Origin of the sequence: Agrobacterium tumefaciens (assembly GCF_013318015.2) — a bacterium.
In the GTDB taxonomy this organism is placed as follows: Bacteria; Pseudomonadota; Alphaproteobacteria; order Rhizobiales; family Rhizobiaceae; genus Agrobacterium; species Agrobacterium tumefaciens.
Window position 1 is genome coordinate 168,316 of record NZ_CP115841.1, and the last position, 15,551, is coordinate 183,866.

Sequence of the window (15,551 nt, forward strand, 5' to 3'; positions counted from 1 at the left end):
ACATTTCACGATGGATATGAACGAAATCAAGGAAATCTTTTTCCAGGAATGCGAGGAACAACTCGCGGAACTGGAATCGGGGCTTCTTAAATTGAATGACGGTGACCGTGATCCGGAAACCGTCAACGCCGTTTTCCGTGCCGTTCATTCCATCAAGGGCGGGGCGGGTGCCTTCGGTCTGGATGATCTCGTGGCCTTCGCCCACGTTTTTGAAACGACCCTCGACTGCGTTCGCTCCAACAAGCTGGAACCGACACAGGACGTCCTGAAAGTCATGCTGCGTTCCGCCGACGTGCTGGCGGACCTGACCAATGCGGCAAGAGACGGCGGCAGCGTCGACGAAAGCCGCACCCGTGGCCTCGTCAAGGAACTGGAAGCCCTGGCCAACGGCGAAACCGTCCACGCATCCGCGCCGGTGGCAGCGCCGGTTGTCGCAAAGATGCCGGAACCCGTTGCGCCAAAGCCGACGGACGATAGCGGTTTCGAGCCGATCCCGTTCTCCTTCTCGGACTTTGCCGATGAAACGACGCCGCTGATGGAGACGCCGTCTTTCCAGATAACCTTCAAGCCGCACGCATCGCTTTATTCGAAAGGCAATGAAGCAGCCCTTCTCCTGCGCGATCTCTCGCGCATCGGTGAGATGAGCGTCAATTGCGACCTGTCGGAACTGCCCTCGCTCGACAAGCTCGATCCAGAAGCGTCCTATTTCTCCTGGACGGTTTCGATCTCGACCGACAAGGGTGAAGAGGGTATCCGCAGCGTCTTCGAATTCGCCGAATGGGATTGCGATCTCGAAATCACCCCGATTCTTTCGGAAACTGCCGCGGATGCGGAAGAGCTGCCGATGATCCCGGTTCCGTTCGACCTGTCGGCTCTCGACGGTGATGCGGAAGGGGAACCGGCCGTTGTGACCGCCGGGGCGGAAGAGCCCTACGTTGCCGCAGTCGTCGAGGCTGCCGTCGCAACGACGCAGATCGCCCAGAGCGTCAACGCCGCCATCGAAAAGCGTGAGGCTGCGGCAGCGCCGGCCGCAGCGCAGGCGAATGCCAATGCCGCGGCCAATGCAAGCGCCGGCCAGACCATCCGTGTCGATCTCGACCGTGTTGACCGCCTGATCAACCTCGTCGGCGAGCTTGTCATCAATCAGGCGATGCTGTCGCAGAGCGTCATCGAAAACGATGCGAGCGGCACGTCTGCCGTCAACATGGGTCTCGACGAACTCCAGCAATTGACGCGCGAAATCCAGGACAGCGTCATGGCGATCCGTGCGCAGCCGGTGAAGCCTGTCTTCCAGCGCATGTCGCGTATCGTTCGCGAAGTTGCCGACATGATCGGCAAGCAGATCCGCCTCGTTACCGAAGGCGAGAACACGGAAGTCGACAAGACGGTCATCGACAAGCTGGCCGAACCCCTGACGCACATGATCCGCAATGCGGTGGACCACGGCATCGAAACGCCGGAAAAACGCGAAGCCGCTGGCAAGAACCCGGAAGGCACCATCAAGCTTTCGGCCAAGCACCGGTCGGGCCGCATCCTGATCGAGCTTCAGGACGATGGCGCGGGCATCAACCGCGAGCGCGTTCGCCAGAAGGCGATCGACAACGATCTCATCGCCGCCGATGCGAACCTCACGGACGAGGAGATCGACAATCTGATCTTCGCGCCGGGCTTCTCTACCGCAGACAAGATTTCCGACATTTCCGGCCGTGGTGTCGGCATGGATGTGGTCAAGCGTTCCATTCAGGCGCTCGGCGGCCGCATCAACATCTCCTCGCGCCCCGGTCTTGGCTCGACCTTCACCATGAGCCTGCCGCTGACGCTTGCCGTTCTCGACGGCATGGTGGTAACCGTGGCCGGGCAGACGCTTGTGGTTCCGTTGACGGCAATCGTGGAAACCCTGCAGCCGGAAGCGAAGAACATTCACTCCTTCGGCGCCAACCAGCGGCTGATTTCCATCCGCAACTCTTTCTGCCCGCTGGTCGATGTCGGACGCGTTCTGAACTTCCGTCCGACCCAGGCCGATCCTGTGGAAGGCGTGGCGCTTCTGGTGGAATCGGAAGGCGGCGGCCAGCGCGCCCTGATGGTCGATGCGATCCAGGGACAGCGCCAGGTCGTCATCAAGTCTTTGGAAGCCAACTATACCCATGTTCCAGGCATTGCCGCCGCCACCATTCTGGGTGACGGACGCGTTGCGCTCATTCTGGATGTCGACGCCATCGTCAGCGCTTCGCGCGGGCAGCCACTGAAACAGGAAATGTCACTCGCGGCGACGGGTTGAAGGCGGATATCCAATGGCAGCACTTAATCTCAGCGATCAGCGACAGTCTCCCGATGACGTTCTTGCCAGCGGCGAATATCCGCTGACGAGACGCGATTTGTCGGAGATCGCTGCGATGATCTACGCGGATGCGGGCATCTATCTCAACGACACCAAGGCGTCGCTGGTCTATTCGCGCTTGTCCAAGCATATCCGCAATCTCGGACTGGCCGGGTTTCGGGAATATTGCGCACTGGTGTCATCGCCCGATGGAGCGGCTGCACGCCGCGAAATGCTGTCGCACCTGACGACGAATTTCACGCGCTTCTTCCGCGAGAACCACCATTTCGAACACCTGCGCGACGAGGTCCTGCCGGGCCTAATTGCAAGGGCAAAGACCGGCGGACGCGTCCGCATCTGGTCGGCCGCCTGTTCCGACGGGCAGGAGCCCTATTCGATTGCGCTCACCGTGCTCGCCATGTTTCCAAATGCGGCGGACTACGATTTCAAGATTCTGGCGACCGACATCGACCCGAAAATCCTGGCGCAGGCCCGTGCAGGCGTTTACGATGACAACGCGCTTGAAACCGTGTCTCCCGCCATGCGCAAGCAATGGTTCACGGAAGTTGATGCCGGCGGTCGCCGCAAGTTCCGCATCGATGACAAGGTCAAGCGCCTCATCACCTTCAATGAACTGAACCTGATGACGCAATGGCCCTTCAAGGGCAATTTCGACGTCATCTTCTGCCGCAACGTCGTCATCTATTTCGACGAGCCGACCCAGATGCGTATCTGGACGCGTTTTGCAGGCCTGCTGCCGGAAGGCGGTCATCTTTACATCGGCCATTCCGAAAGAGTGTCCGGCGACGCCAAGAACCTGTTCGACAATACCGGCATCACCACCTACCGCTACATTGGTCACACGTCCGGGAGGAAGGCATGAGCGCACTCGCACGGGTCCTCGTCGTCGATGATTCCCCCACCATGCGTGGCCTGATTTCCGCCGTCCTCAAGGCCGATCCGGAGGTTGAGGTGGTTGGGCAGGCCGGCAATGCCATGGAAGCGCGCGCCGCCATCAAGCAGCTCAATCCCGATGTCGTGACGCTCGACATCGAGATGCCGGAAATGAACGGCCTCGAGTTTCTCGAAAAGATCATGCGACTGCGGCCGATGCCGGTCATCATGGTTTCGTCCCTGACGCACCGCGGCGCGGATGCCTCGCTCGCCGCGCTTGAAATCGGTGCTTTTGACTGTGTCGGCAAGCCGGCTCCAGGCGATGCGCGCCCCTTCGGCGACTTGGCCGACAAGGTGAAGGCCGCCGCACGGTCGCAGCACGCAGCTTACCGCGCGGCGCGCCCGGAACCCGTTGTCGCAGCCCAGCCGACCCCGGTCAGCGATTATCGTGCCGGCCGCAAAGTCGTCGCCATCGGCTCCTCCACCGGCGGTGTTGAGGCACTGATTGCCGTGCTCCAGAAGTTTCCGGCCAATTGTCCGCCGACGGTCATCACCCAGCACATGCCGCCGACTTTCACCAAGAGTTTCGCGGAACGGCTGAACCGCATCTGCGCACCCGTCGTGGAAGAGGCGACGGATGGGGCGCGCCTGCAGACCGGCAAGATCTACCTTGCGCCGGGCGGTGAACGCCATTTGCAGATTTCCAATCGCAACGCCCCCTGCTGCCGGCTTATCGAGCGCGATCCCGTCAACGGCCATCGCCCTTCGGTCGATGTGCTGTTCGATTCGGTCGCCGAGCTTGCCGGACGCAACGCCGTCGGCGTCATTCTCACCGGCATGGGCCGCGATGGCGCGGCCGGGCTGCTTAAAATGCGGCATGCCGGTGCGCGAACCGTCGGCCAGAACGAAAAAACATGTGTCGTCTACGGCATGCCCAGAGTGGCCTTTGAGCTTGGCGCCGTTGAACTGCAATTGCCGCTGGCCTCAATCGGCGAAGAAATCCTGAAACTAACCACTGCCCGCAAAGAAGGTGCTGACTAATGTCTCTCGCAGAAAAGATCAAAGTTCTGATCGTCGACGATCAGGTGACCAGCCGGCTGCTGCTCAGCGATGCGCTGACACAGCTCGGCTTCAAGCAGATCACTGCCGCTGGCGACGGCGAGCAGGGATTGAAGATCATGGAGCAGCAGCCCCATCATCTCGTTATCTCCGACTTCAACATGCCCAAGATGGACGGCCTCGGTTTCCTGCACGCCGTGCGGGCAAACCCGACCCTCAAAAAGGCGGCCTTCATCATCCTCACCGCACAGGGCGACCGTGCGCTGGTGCAGAAGGCAGCGCAGCTCGGCGCAAACAACGTGCTGGCCAAGCCCTTCACCATCGACAAGATGCGCGCAGCCATCGAAGCGGTTTTCGGATCGCTGAAATGATTGAAGCTGCGGCCAAGCGCGTACATATCATTCAGGGCGAGTACAAGGTTGTCAGCGATCCCGACGTGGTCATGACGACGATACTCGGTTCGTGCGTGGCCGCCTGTCTGAGAGACCCCGTTGCCGGCATTGGAGGAATGAACCACTTCCTGCTGCCGGGAACGGGCAACGTGACCGGTGGGGATGCGACGCGTTATGGCGTGCATCTCATGGAACTGCTGATCAACGGTCTTCTGAAGAAGGGCGCACGCCGCGACCGGCTGGAGGCGAAGGTTTTCGGCGGCGCAAAAACGATTGCCAGCTTCTCCAATGTCGGTGAGCAGAACGCCATCTTTGCCATGCAGTTTCTGAAGGATGAAGGCATACCGGTCATCAGCTCCTCCACGGGCGGGGATCATGGCCGTAAGATCGAGTTCTGGCCGGTTTCGGGCCGTGCACGACAGCATCCGCTGAGCGGCGCGGAAACCCAGAAGACGGTCGCCATGGAAACGCGTCCGGTGCCGGCCCCCAAGCCCGTCGCCAACGACATCGAATTTTTCTAGTCACGGAGTTTCCAATGCAGATTGCAAACAACACCGGCACCACTCCGTTCGAAGAAGCCTTGCCCGACGTTCTGATGCGCGTGGTATCGGAACTGCACGATGTCGCCTATCTGATCGAGCGCATCGAGCCGCAACTGCTGGAAGCGACAAGCGGCGAATTGTCCAGCGATGGCGTCAAGCTCTTGCAGGGCATCGACCTTGCCGTCCAGAAAACCCGCGGCCTTGCCGAGTTCATCGATACCGTCACCGGCTCCATTCCCGGTGATTGGATCGTGGATGTCTCGACCGCGCTCAGCCTCGTCAAGCTGGCAGAAATGCAAAAGGCGCTGGGCGCAGCCATCCGCCATGGCCATTCGCAGCCGCTGGACAAGGTCGCCGGAGACTTCGATCTGTTCTAGACAGCATTCATCTGGCGGTTCCCTTCCTTTCGCGGATTGCGGATAAAGGCAACGCTCGCGCAAGCTTCGCACCCTATTGTCATTACGGGGCCAAAAGGTCTCGGACTCTATGAATGACGGTGCGGAACAGAATGAATCTGTTAAATCAAATCCCTCAGGTCTTGAAGAATTTCGCGGCGCTGGGTCAGACACGGTTGTTGATGCTGGGCGGCGTGGGCATTTTGTCCATGGCCATTATCCTTGCAGCAGCACTTTACGTGAACCGTCCCGCTTACGAGACCCTTTATGTGGGACTTGAAAAAAGCGACCTCAACAAGATCAGCATTGCACTCGCCGAAGCGGGGCTGGACTTTCAGGTTGGAACGGATGGCGCCAGCCTCCAGGTTCCGGTCGGCCTCACCAGCAAGGCAAGGCTGCTTCTGGCCGAGCGCGGCCTGCCTGACAGTGCCAATGCCGGTTATGAGCTTTTCGACAATGTCGGTTCTCTCGGCCTGACTTCCTTCATGCAGGAAGTGACCCGGGTTCGCGCGCTTGAGGGTGAGATCAGCCGCTCCATTCAGCAGATCGACGGAATTGCGGCCGCACGCGTCCATATCGTCATGCCGGATGTCGGTAATTTCCGCCGCGGTGAGCAGAAGCCCACCGCATCGGTCATGATTCGAGCCAATGCCACCGCCGGGCGCAAGGCGTCCGCTTCCATCCGTCATCTCGTCGCCTCGGCCGTTCCCGGCCTTGAAGTCGATGACGTGACGCTGCTCGATTCCACCGGCCAGCTCCTCGCTTCCGGTGACGACGTCACCAACGCCGCCATGAACCGCTCGCTGACGCTGGCGCAGAACGTTCAGCAGGAAATCACCACCAATATCGACAAGGCGCTGGCGCCTTTCCTCGGCATGGACAATTTCCGCTCCAGCGTGACGGCGCAGCTCAATACCGACAGCCGGCAGATTCAGGAAACTGTCTACGATCCGGAATCGCGCGTCGAGCGCTCCGTCCGCACCGTTAAGGAAGACCAGAAGTCCCAGGAAACGCAGCCCGATACGGCCGCGACCGTGGAACAGAACGTACCGCAGGCAGCGCCCCAGGGCGGCGCAGGTGGCCCGCAGTCTTCCGACCAGTCTGCCAAGAAGGAAGAGCAGACCAACTACGAAATCAATTCCAAAACGGTCGCCACCGTCAAGAATGGCTATACCGTCGAGAAGATTTCGGTCGCCGTGGTCGTCAACAAGGGTCGCATCGCCAAGATGGTCGGCGAACCCGTCGACCAGGCCAAGATCGACGCCTATCTTGCCGAAATGCAGAAGATCGTCACCTCGGCTGCGGGGGTTTCCTCCGATCGCGGCGATATCGTCACGCTGACGGCGATGGACTTCCTCGAAACGCAGCTGCTCGACGAAGCCGCAAGCGGGCCGGGCATCATGGAAGTGCTCAGCCGCAATTCGGCAGGCATCATCAACTCGCTCGCCTTCGTCGCTGTTGCTTTCCTCGTCGTCTGGCTCGGTGTACGCCCTCTGGTTCGTACGGTCACTGGCAACGGCGCGGCAGCAGGCCAGATCAGCCAGGAGACCGCAGGCCTCGAACTGCCGGATTTCTCTCCCGGCATGGATGCGGGTGCTGGTGGTCTCATGGAAGGGTTTGGGGCGGATTTCGGCTTCGACAGCACCGACGATCTTCTGGCGGGTGGCGACAGCGAAGGCACCTTCAACCGCCGGGTTCGCGAAGGACCCGAGCGCAGGCTCTCCCGCATGGTGGAAATCAGCGAAGAACGCGCAGCCAAGATACTTCGCAAATGGGCAGTGGAAAAAGCTGCATGATTTTGAAAAAGGCCGGGGTTATACCGGCCTTTTGCGCATTTCCGGGTTCTTTGGTATCTTGGCGCCGCGCGCCGTCGCATTCCCGCTTCGGGACACTGTTTACAAAAAATTCAGCAACGATACAGTTTGCTGGGAATAGGCTGAGAATGCCGTTTATGGATTGGTCAGCTTTTCAGTATGTTTTTTAGGAATAGACGAACAAGGAAATACGTGGAAAGGCTGGTGTCAGGTAATGGCAAATCCCAGTCCGTTCCATAAAATGAAGTGATTCGGTCTCCGGGGGCTCACCATCCCATTTTGGTAAGCTTCTCGAATGGAATGATTCCATCCCGAGGTATAATCTCCCCATTGGGAGCAAGAGGGCGTAGGCGATTGAAAGTCGATGTTGATATCCGCAGGCTGTCTGCCAAGCCTATGGAGGGCATGGGTAAGCCCTTGCCACGCGACCAGCTTGCCAAGAACGTCGCAGCCTCGGCCGCTGCCGGCAACGTTTCAGGCGCGCTGGATCTGCTCGTAACCTACGCCGGCGCCTCGCATTATCTGCTGGCGCGGGAGGATCTTCTCGAAGAAACCGGACTGAAATTCATCATCACATCCGACTGGCCTTTCGATCTGGTGCGCAGGCTTGGTGCCGAACTCGCCAACAGCCAGAACAGATCGAGCGAAATGGAAAAGTGCCTTTCGCTTCTGCAGCCGCGATTGCTTGTTCTTCCGGACGACGTTTCTGTCCCTTTCGGCATCGACCGGCAATATTCGGCGCTTTCCTTCTGTGTGGGCCGCATCCGTCTTTCGCTTCTGCTGCTGTTTCCAGAACACTCGGTTCCTTCGCCGGACCGTCTGCGCGAAATCGCGCTTCTGACCGGCTATTGCGTCAGCTTCGGCATTGCCAGCGAAGCAAAGGCCGTGCGTGACATCGACCTCACAGAACGTGAGCTTGAGTGCCTGTTCTGGATCGCGGAAGGCAAGACAAGCGACGAAATTGCGATGATACTTGGCATTTCGCGCAATACGATCAATAATTACATTACAAGCGTGATGCGGAAAACCGCGACGAAAACCCGCTCGGAGGCAATCGCCTACGCCGTGCGCAACAACCTCGTATAGATGGTCGGGACCCATGGTACAGACGAAAGATAATGAGGGTACGAGCCAAAGCAGCGGTATGTTTTACCGCAGCCCTGTTGTGACAAGCCGGTCGGATCTGTTTCCGAAGCTGGTCGCCATGCAGAAACTGGTCGGCGCACGTAATTTCGTGGTGACGAAGGCTGCCGCCTCCGGCTTCCCCAACAAGAAGAAGCTGACCTGTGAGCTGGAGAACTGGGGCATGAATGCCGCCGAACAGAGCGCGCAGTTCATCCGCGCGGTCGGCGATATTCTTTTGGATCATATCGAGACATCGCTGCTGCCGGTCATCTGGCGTAACAAGAACGCCGGCGGTTTTGCCGATCTTCCTGACGTGCCGGCTTTGATGCGCCGGATCGAGAACGATACATTGCCCTATGCGGGACTGGCTTTGCCGGTGCGGCTCGGCACGATCGGCAACGGCTACATCGTTTTCTGTGGCAGCAACCTCGTTCTCGACAACGAGGTCGTCATCGAACAGCACATCAAATGCTGCGAGATCATGGTCGATATGCTGGCGCTGGATGAGCGCAAGGTGGCACCGTCTGAAGCGTTGAGCGAAAGGGAAATCGCCTGTCTGCAACTGGCGGGTGATGGCCGTATCAGCGAAGAAATCGCGGTGAAGCTCGGGCTTTCGGTACACACCGTCAACGCCTATCTGGGTTCAGCGACGATCAAGCTCGATTCCGTCAACCGTATCCAGGCGATCGCAAAGGCCATCCGGCTCGGCTATATCCACTGATTGAGGAGGGGGCGGGCTTTCCCGTCCCTGTAAGCCGGCAGGCGCTGGCGCCGCTTGTATAATCCACCCTAAAAGCTGCTATCGGTACTTCGCGTTTTTTTAACAGTTGCCAACTAGAACTTTTATAAGTTTGGTTTTGGGGAACTGTTTCATGCACAACCGGCTCTTTAAGTCCGTTGCGGGTAAGGTCGTCGTGCTGACGATCGGCCTGATTGCGCTCAGCGTCGCGGCAGTTGGTTTTTCGACATACATTCGCCTGAAGGACAATATCATCACCACTGCGCTGCGTGACACGCACAGCGCGATGCGCGGCATGGCGATCCTTTACGAGATGAAGGTCGGCGGCGTGGCCCTCGAAATGGTGGATGGAGAGCTCAAGAGTATCGGCCGCGCCAGCATCGGGACACTGCGCGACAATGATCTCGTCGACCGCACGGCTGCCGGTAATGGCGGCATCGCCACGGTTTTTGAAGCCAAGGCCGGCGATTATATTCGCATGACCACCAATCTGAAGAACGAAAAGGGCGAGAGAGCAGCGGGCACGAAGCTCGCCACCGACCATCCCGCTTTCGAAAAGGTTTCCAAGGGTGAGGGTTATTTCGGCGCCGCCACGCTTTTCGGCACCAATTACATGACCGGATACATGCCGGTTCTCAACAAGTCCGGAGCGACCGTCGGTATTCTTTTCGTGGGCGTTCCCATGGCCGTCTACGAAGCCCAGATTTTCGGCCTGCGCGACCTGATGCTGATCTGTGGCGCAGTTGCCATGGTCGGCGTGGGATTGCTCGCCTATTTCGTCATCCGGCGCACCCTGCAGCCTCTAGGCAAGCTTACCGATGCGGTGAAGTCCCTTTCGGACGGCAATCTCGATACGCCGATCCCCTATGCCACCAATACCAATGAATTCGGCAACATCGCCCGCGCTCTCGTGATATTCCGCGAGAATGCGCTTGAGAAACTCGCGATCGAGGGCAAAAGCGCCGAGGAACGGTCCGTGGCGGAATCGGAGCGTCACCGCAACGATGCCGAGAAGCAGGAGCTGGACGGCCAGATCGAATTCGCGGTCAGCGAGATCGCGTCCGGCCTCGGCAGGCTTTCGCGCGGTGATCTGAGCCGCACGATCGAGACACCCTTTAGCGGCCGTCTGGATCGTCTTCGCACGGACTTCAACGAATCCCTTCTCAACCTGCGCGATGCGCTGGGGCAAATCCGCGAGCGCACCCTGGTCATCCAGCATAGCGGTTTTGAAATCGAGCAATCGTCGGTCGATCTGTCGAAGCGCACAGAGAATCAGGCGGCCTCGCTGGAAGAGACGGCAGCCGCTGTCGAGGAAATCACCGCAACGGTCAGATCGTCGGCCGAGCGGGCGCGCGAAGCCAACGAAGCCGTCCGCATCACCAAACAGAGCGCCGACAGTTCCGGTTCGGTCGTCAGCAATGCCGTGGACGCCATGGGCCGTATCGAAGACGCCTCGCGCAAGATCGAGCAGATCATCGAGGTCATCGATGACATCGCGTTCCAGACCAACCTTCTCGCCCTCAATGCCGGCATCGAGGCTGCGCGTGCGGGCGAGGCGGGCAAAGGTTTTGCGGTCGTGGCGCAGGAAGTGCGTGAACTTGCACAACGCTCCGCGGACGCGGCCCGTGAAATCAAGCAACTCATCAACCAGTCAACGCATGAGGTGAGCTCCGGATCGAAGCTGGTGCAGGAAGCGGGCACGGTTCTTTCAGCCATCAGCCATCAGATTGTCGCCGTCAGCCAGCATGTCGAAACCATCGCGACGGCGACGCAGGATCAGTCCTCCGCGCTCCACAACGTCAACGGGTCCGTCAACCAGATGGACCAGATGACCCAGCAGAACGCGGCGCTTGCCCAACAGTCGAGCGCAGCCAGCCGGGTGCTGTCGGGCGAAGTGGAAGCGTTGCTCGATCTGGTTCAGCGTTTTCAGATGGAGCAGGGCTCAGCGACTGGCCAGGATCGACTGAGCCGCGCAGCCTGACAGTAGAATTTTTGAAAGTCGAAGAGCTCCCGGATCGCAAGGTCCGGGAGCTTTTTTATTCTGCCGCTGCGCGGGCCGTGCTGGATATCTGGTTGATATAGGCCCGCAGCGCCGCCGGTTTGACCGGCTTATGCTGGACGGAAATCCCATATTTTTCCGCATCGCTGCGCACTTCCGGGCTGCGGTCCGCCGTCACAAGCAGGGCCGGGATCGTTTTGCCGTAGAATGTCCTGATCAGGCGGATGGCGCTGATACCGTCGCCGTCGTCGAGATGATAATCGGCAATGATGACATCCGGCACCGCTGACATTGTCAGGAACGGTTCTTCGAGTGTGGCCACCGAACCTGCGGGCAACACCTCACAGCCCCATCCCGTCAGCAATAACGTCATGCCCTCGAGGATTTTCGGCTCGTTGTCGATGCAGAGTACCCTGACGCCGGCAAGCCGGTCGCTCGCCACCGGATTGGCGATCCCGCCAGCGGCCTTGGCTGGCGTCAGGCGGTCTGCCTCGCGCGGCAGGTGGATACGGAATGTCGTACCTTTTCCGGGTGCGGAAATCAGCTGTACCGGATGGTGCAGCATGCGCGACAGCCGGTCGACAATGGAAAGGCCAAGTCCGAGGCCGGAGGCCGTTTTTGCACCCTCATCCAGCCGGGCGAATTCCTTGAAAACCGTGCGGAATTTGGATGCGGGAATGCCGATGCCGGAATCCGTCACCTGAATGACGACATCGCCTCCCCGGCGGCGCGCGCCAACGATGACCTTGCCACTCAGCGTGTATTTGATGGCGTTGGAGACGAGGTTTTGTATCAGCCGCCGCAACAGGTTCGGGTCGGAGCGGACGGTGAGCGAGGTGGGCATGACCACGAGATCGAGGTTCTTTTCCTGCGCCATAGGCGCGAAATCGGTTTCGATGCGTTTCAGCAGCTCGTTCAGCGGCACCGATGTCATGCGCGCTTTCATCGAACCGGTGTCGAGGCGGGAAATATCGAGCACCGCGCCGAGAATGGTCTCTACCGACTCGAGCGCCGAATCGATGTTCTGGACGAGATCGCTTTCCCCCGAGGCGCCAAGCCGCTCGACCAGCGAGGAGGAATAAAGCCGGGCGGCATTCAGCGGCTGGAGGATATCGTGGCCAGCGGCAGCGAAAAACCGTGTCTTGCCGATGTTCGCCTCGTCGGCGGATGCCCTTGCCTCCGCAAGTTCGCGATTGACGCGGGTAAGCTCCACGGTGCGCTCCGCCACCCGCTGCTCCAGCGTTTCATTGGCCTGTTTCAGTGCCTGATCGCTCGCCACTCTCTGCGTGATATCGGTGAAGGTGGCGACGATACCCTTGTCCGGCATGGTGTTGGAGCGCACTTCGATGATGCGCTCGCCGCCGCCAAGCACTAGCGAGAAAGGCAGGTCCATGGTCAGGAAACTGGTGATAAGCTGTTCCGTGTCGCCCGGCGGCATGTCGCCGCGCTCCTGCAGCATGGAAACGATGTCCGTCAGCGGCAGCCCCACCTGCCCGAATTGCTCAGGTAGATCGAGAAGGGTGCGGAAGCGCCGGTTCCAGATCGTCAGCTGCTGCGAGCTGTCGAAAACGGCGATGCCCTGGTCCATCTGCGCCAGCGCCGTTTGCAGCATGTCCTGATTATATTGCAGCGCCTCGCTTGCCTGATCCAGCAGCCAGGCCGTGTCAGCGCTGGTGTCCTCCGCCTTCTGGAGAATGATCGAAAGCACGAGACGGGCTGAGGAGGAGCCGATGGCACTGCCCAGCAATTGTTCGGAGAAATGGATCAGCGCCATGTCGGCGGGCTGGTCGTCATTGAGCTTCCTGCCGGCCGTCTTTTCATAGGTCGCCAGTGAGCGCAGCATGCGCTCTTCACCGAGATAACGGGCAATCGCGCTTTTGAGATCGCCGACGCTGACGCGGGTTTTCCAGCCGCGCGTGGCGAATTGTGATTTCGAATGGCGCTTCACGAAGATGCCGGACTGGATGCGCTCCACGGGTCGCGGGTTGCGTGAAAGCGAGCCAAGCACGAAAGCCATGCTGTTGACGAGCAGGCTGAGGATGACCGCGTTCACAAATGGGTCGGCCTCGGGACCGTTGAAGACCGTACTGCCGGAAAACAGGAAGCCGAGAACGGTGGCCGCGACCTCTGAGTTATCAGGCCCGCCGAAGCTTGGCAGAAACAGCAGGTAGGCCCAGACAAAAAAGCCTGAACTCAAACCGGCAATCGCACCGCGCGCATTGGCGCGCCGCCAGAACAACCCGCCGAAAAGGGCAGGTGCCATCTGGGCGATGGCGGCAAATGCCAGGAGGCCGATGGAGGCAAGCCCGGTGGCACTATCGGCCGCACGATAATAGCCGTAGCCGAGAAGCATCACCGCAAAGATCGCTGTTCTGCGGATGTTGAGAAGCGTTTTGGCAAAGTTGTCCCGGTGCGGCGAGCGGTTCAAGAGCTTCTGCCGCAAAAAGATCGGCATGACGATGTCGTTGGAAATCATGATCGACAGCGCGACCGAGGCAACGATCACCATGGCGGTCGCCGCTGAAAATCCGCCAATGAAGGTAATCAGCGAAACGACCGGCATCTGATGCGAGAGCGGTAATTGCAGGACGTAAAGATCGGCGTTGCCATTGGCGCCGAGCGTCAAAATTCCGGCAAGCGCTATCGGCAGCACGAAGATGTTGATCGCAATCAGATAAAGCGGCAGCAGGAACCCCGCCATGCGCAGCTCTTCCGGCGTACGATTTTCAACCACGGTGACATGGAACTGGCGCGGCAACAGGATGATCGCGAAACCGGAAAGCAGGGTCATCACGATCCAGCGGCTGATGGGCGTGTGATAGGATATGGCCCGCATAGCCCGTTCATTGCCCGACGCAAGTTCCCACAAATGCGAGGGGCCGTCGAAGAGGACGAACAGAACGTAAAAGCCGACGGTGCACATGGCCACGAGCTTGACGAGCGATTCCATCGAAATCGCCAGAATAAGCCCGTCCTGATGTTCGGTGGCGTCGGTATGCCGGGTGCCGAACATGACGGCGAAGCCCGCCATGACGATGGTGACGAGCAGCGGCAGATCGAGGAAATAGAGGTTGCCGCTGCCAATGCCGTAATCGCCGGGATCGACCATCGTCGCCACCGAACTGGAAACGGCCTTCAATTGCAGCGCGATATAGGGAATGGCGCCGACAAGCGCGATGATGGCGACAATCATCGCCACGGTGGAGTTCTTGCCGTAGCGGGCGGCAATGAAATCGGCAACCGACGTCAGCTTTTCGGTTTTGGCAAGCTCCACTATGCGGCGAATGATCGGCATGCCGATGGTGAAGGCAAGGATCGGCCCGGTATAGATGCCAAGGAATTCCAGCCCCTTGTCAGCCGCAAGCCCGACGCCGCCGAAATAGGTCCAGGAGGTGCAATAGATCGCCAGGCTAAGCGCATAGACGAACGGCCGCCCCTTTTTGGGAGCGTTTCTTTTCCGGCTGTTCCTGTCCCCATAACTTGCAACCGCAAACAGCAGCAGGACATAAGCGAAGGCCGAACCGAATATGATCCACCCAGGAAGCACGCATCCTCCCCATGCAACAATCCCTGAAAACGAGCATAGGCGAATTCCGGGCCGTTGAGAATGAGCGCGGTCTGATCATAAAGTTCAAGACTACCGTGCAAAAAGCCTAATAAATGCAATCTTGACGAATTCCAAATGGGACAGGGAATCTATATGGTTGAACCCGTAGGGACAGTCACATAGCTTCAGCTCGCGAAGCAGGAGAGGGACCATCTGATGCTTAACGAATTTAAAACCTTCATTGCCCGTGGCAATGTCATGGATCTGGCCGTGGGTGTTATTATCGGGGCGGCGTTCAGCAAGATCGTCGATTCCGTCGTCAACGACCTTATCATGCCGATCGTCGGTGCGATTTTCGGCGGGTTCGATTTTTCGAACTACTTCCTGCCGCTCAGTTCCAGCGTCACCGCAAGCTCGCTTGCCGCCGCGCGCGATCAGGGCGCTGTCTTCGCTTATGGTAACTTTCTCACGGTCCTCATCAACTTCCTCATTCTCGCCTGGATCATTTTCCTGATGGTCAAAGGGGTCAACAAGCTTCGCGCTTCTGTCGACCGGAAAAAGATCGAGGAAAAGTCAGAACCGGCTCCGCCGCCGGAAGACGTCAAGCTTCTCACCGAAATCCGCGATCTGCTGAAGACGCGCTGAAGCTTAGATTGTCCCGGCGCGATATTGCTGACCATGGGTCAGCTTCCTCTCGCCGGGCATTCATCCATAAAGAAAATCCATGA

At 59.2% G+C, this 15,551-nt stretch carries 12 protein-coding genes; 11 read left to right on the forward strand and 1 reads right to left on the reverse strand.

The features are described 5' to 3' along the window. Window positions 1-10 precede the first annotated feature (10 nt). From G6L97_RS00830 to G6L97_RS00875, 10 genes are all read left to right on the forward strand, one after another. The gene (locus tag G6L97_RS00830; RefSeq protein ID WP_025592437.1) at window positions 11-2,278 is read left to right on the forward strand and encodes a chemotaxis protein CheA; all 2,268 of its coding nucleotides are present in this window, start codon (window positions 11-13) and stop codon (window positions 2,276-2,278) included. A 13-nt stretch (window positions 2,279-2,291) separates the two neighbouring features. After that, window positions 2,292-3,200: a protein-glutamate O-methyltransferase CheR gene (cheR, locus tag G6L97_RS00835; protein WP_019564320.1), complete on the forward strand. Its 909-nt coding sequence runs from the start codon at window positions 2,292-2,294 to the stop codon at window positions 3,198-3,200. After that, window positions 3,197-4,252, forward strand: coding sequence for a protein-glutamate O-methylesterase CheB (gene cheB / locus G6L97_RS00840; RefSeq protein ID WP_013635453.1), 1,056 nt, complete (start codon window positions 3,197-3,199; stop codon window positions 4,250-4,252). The genes cheR and cheB overlap by 4 nt, the downstream gene beginning before the upstream one ends. Beyond that, window positions 4,252-4,641: a chemotaxis response regulator CheY2 gene (gene cheY2, locus G6L97_RS00845; RefSeq protein WP_003515008.1), complete on the forward strand. Its 390-nt coding sequence runs from the start codon at window positions 4,252-4,254 to the stop codon at window positions 4,639-4,641. Before cheB ends, cheY2 begins: the two co-directional genes overlap by 1 nt. Then, a complete protein-coding gene (cheD, locus tag G6L97_RS00850) occupies window positions 4,638-5,183 on the forward strand; it encodes a chemoreceptor glutamine deamidase CheD (protein WP_003515010.1) in 546 nt (181 codons plus the stop codon). Before cheY2 ends, cheD begins: the two co-directional genes overlap by 4 nt. A gap of 14 nt (window positions 5,184-5,197) precedes the next feature. Further along, complete coding sequence (gene cheT, locus G6L97_RS00855) at window positions 5,198-5,581, forward strand: chemotaxis protein CheT (RefSeq protein ID WP_003515012.1); 384 nt, start codon at window positions 5,198-5,200, stop codon at window positions 5,579-5,581. A 131-nt stretch (window positions 5,582-5,712) separates the two neighbouring features. Continuing rightward, on the forward strand, window positions 5,713-7,395 hold the full coding sequence (gene fliF / locus G6L97_RS00860) for a flagellar basal-body MS-ring/collar protein FliF (protein WP_003515013.1): 1,683 nt from the start codon (window positions 5,713-5,715) through the stop codon (window positions 7,393-7,395). A 372-nt stretch (window positions 7,396-7,767) separates the two neighbouring features. Next, window positions 7,768-8,499, forward strand: coding sequence for a transcriptional regulator VisN (gene visN, locus G6L97_RS00865; RefSeq protein ID WP_003515014.1), 732 nt, complete (start codon window positions 7,768-7,770; stop codon window positions 8,497-8,499). Window positions 8,500-8,557: 58 nt separating this feature from the next. Next, a complete protein-coding gene (gene visR, locus G6L97_RS00870; protein WP_003515015.1) occupies window positions 8,558-9,259 on the forward strand; it encodes a transcriptional regulator VisR in 702 nt (233 codons plus the stop codon). 151 nt (window positions 9,260-9,410) lie between these two features. Further along, window positions 9,411-11,258, forward strand: a complete 1,848-nt coding sequence (locus G6L97_RS00875) for a methyl-accepting chemotaxis protein (protein ID WP_111782822.1) — start codon at window positions 9,411-9,413, stop codon at window positions 11,256-11,258. A 55-nt stretch (window positions 11,259-11,313) separates the two neighbouring features. On the opposite strand, the gene G6L97_RS00880 is transcribed toward G6L97_RS00875, so the two are convergent. Continuing rightward, window positions 11,314-14,823, reverse strand: coding sequence for a PAS domain-containing hybrid sensor histidine kinase/response regulator (locus G6L97_RS00880; protein ID WP_174002629.1), 3,510 nt, complete (start codon window positions 14,821-14,823; stop codon window positions 11,314-11,316). 216 nt (window positions 14,824-15,039) lie between these two features. Between G6L97_RS00880 and mscL the strand changes: the two genes are divergently transcribed. Further along, a complete protein-coding gene (gene mscL / locus G6L97_RS00885; RefSeq protein WP_003515034.1) occupies window positions 15,040-15,468 on the forward strand; it encodes a large conductance mechanosensitive channel protein MscL in 429 nt (142 codons plus the stop codon). Window positions 15,469-15,551: the final 83 nt, after the last annotated feature.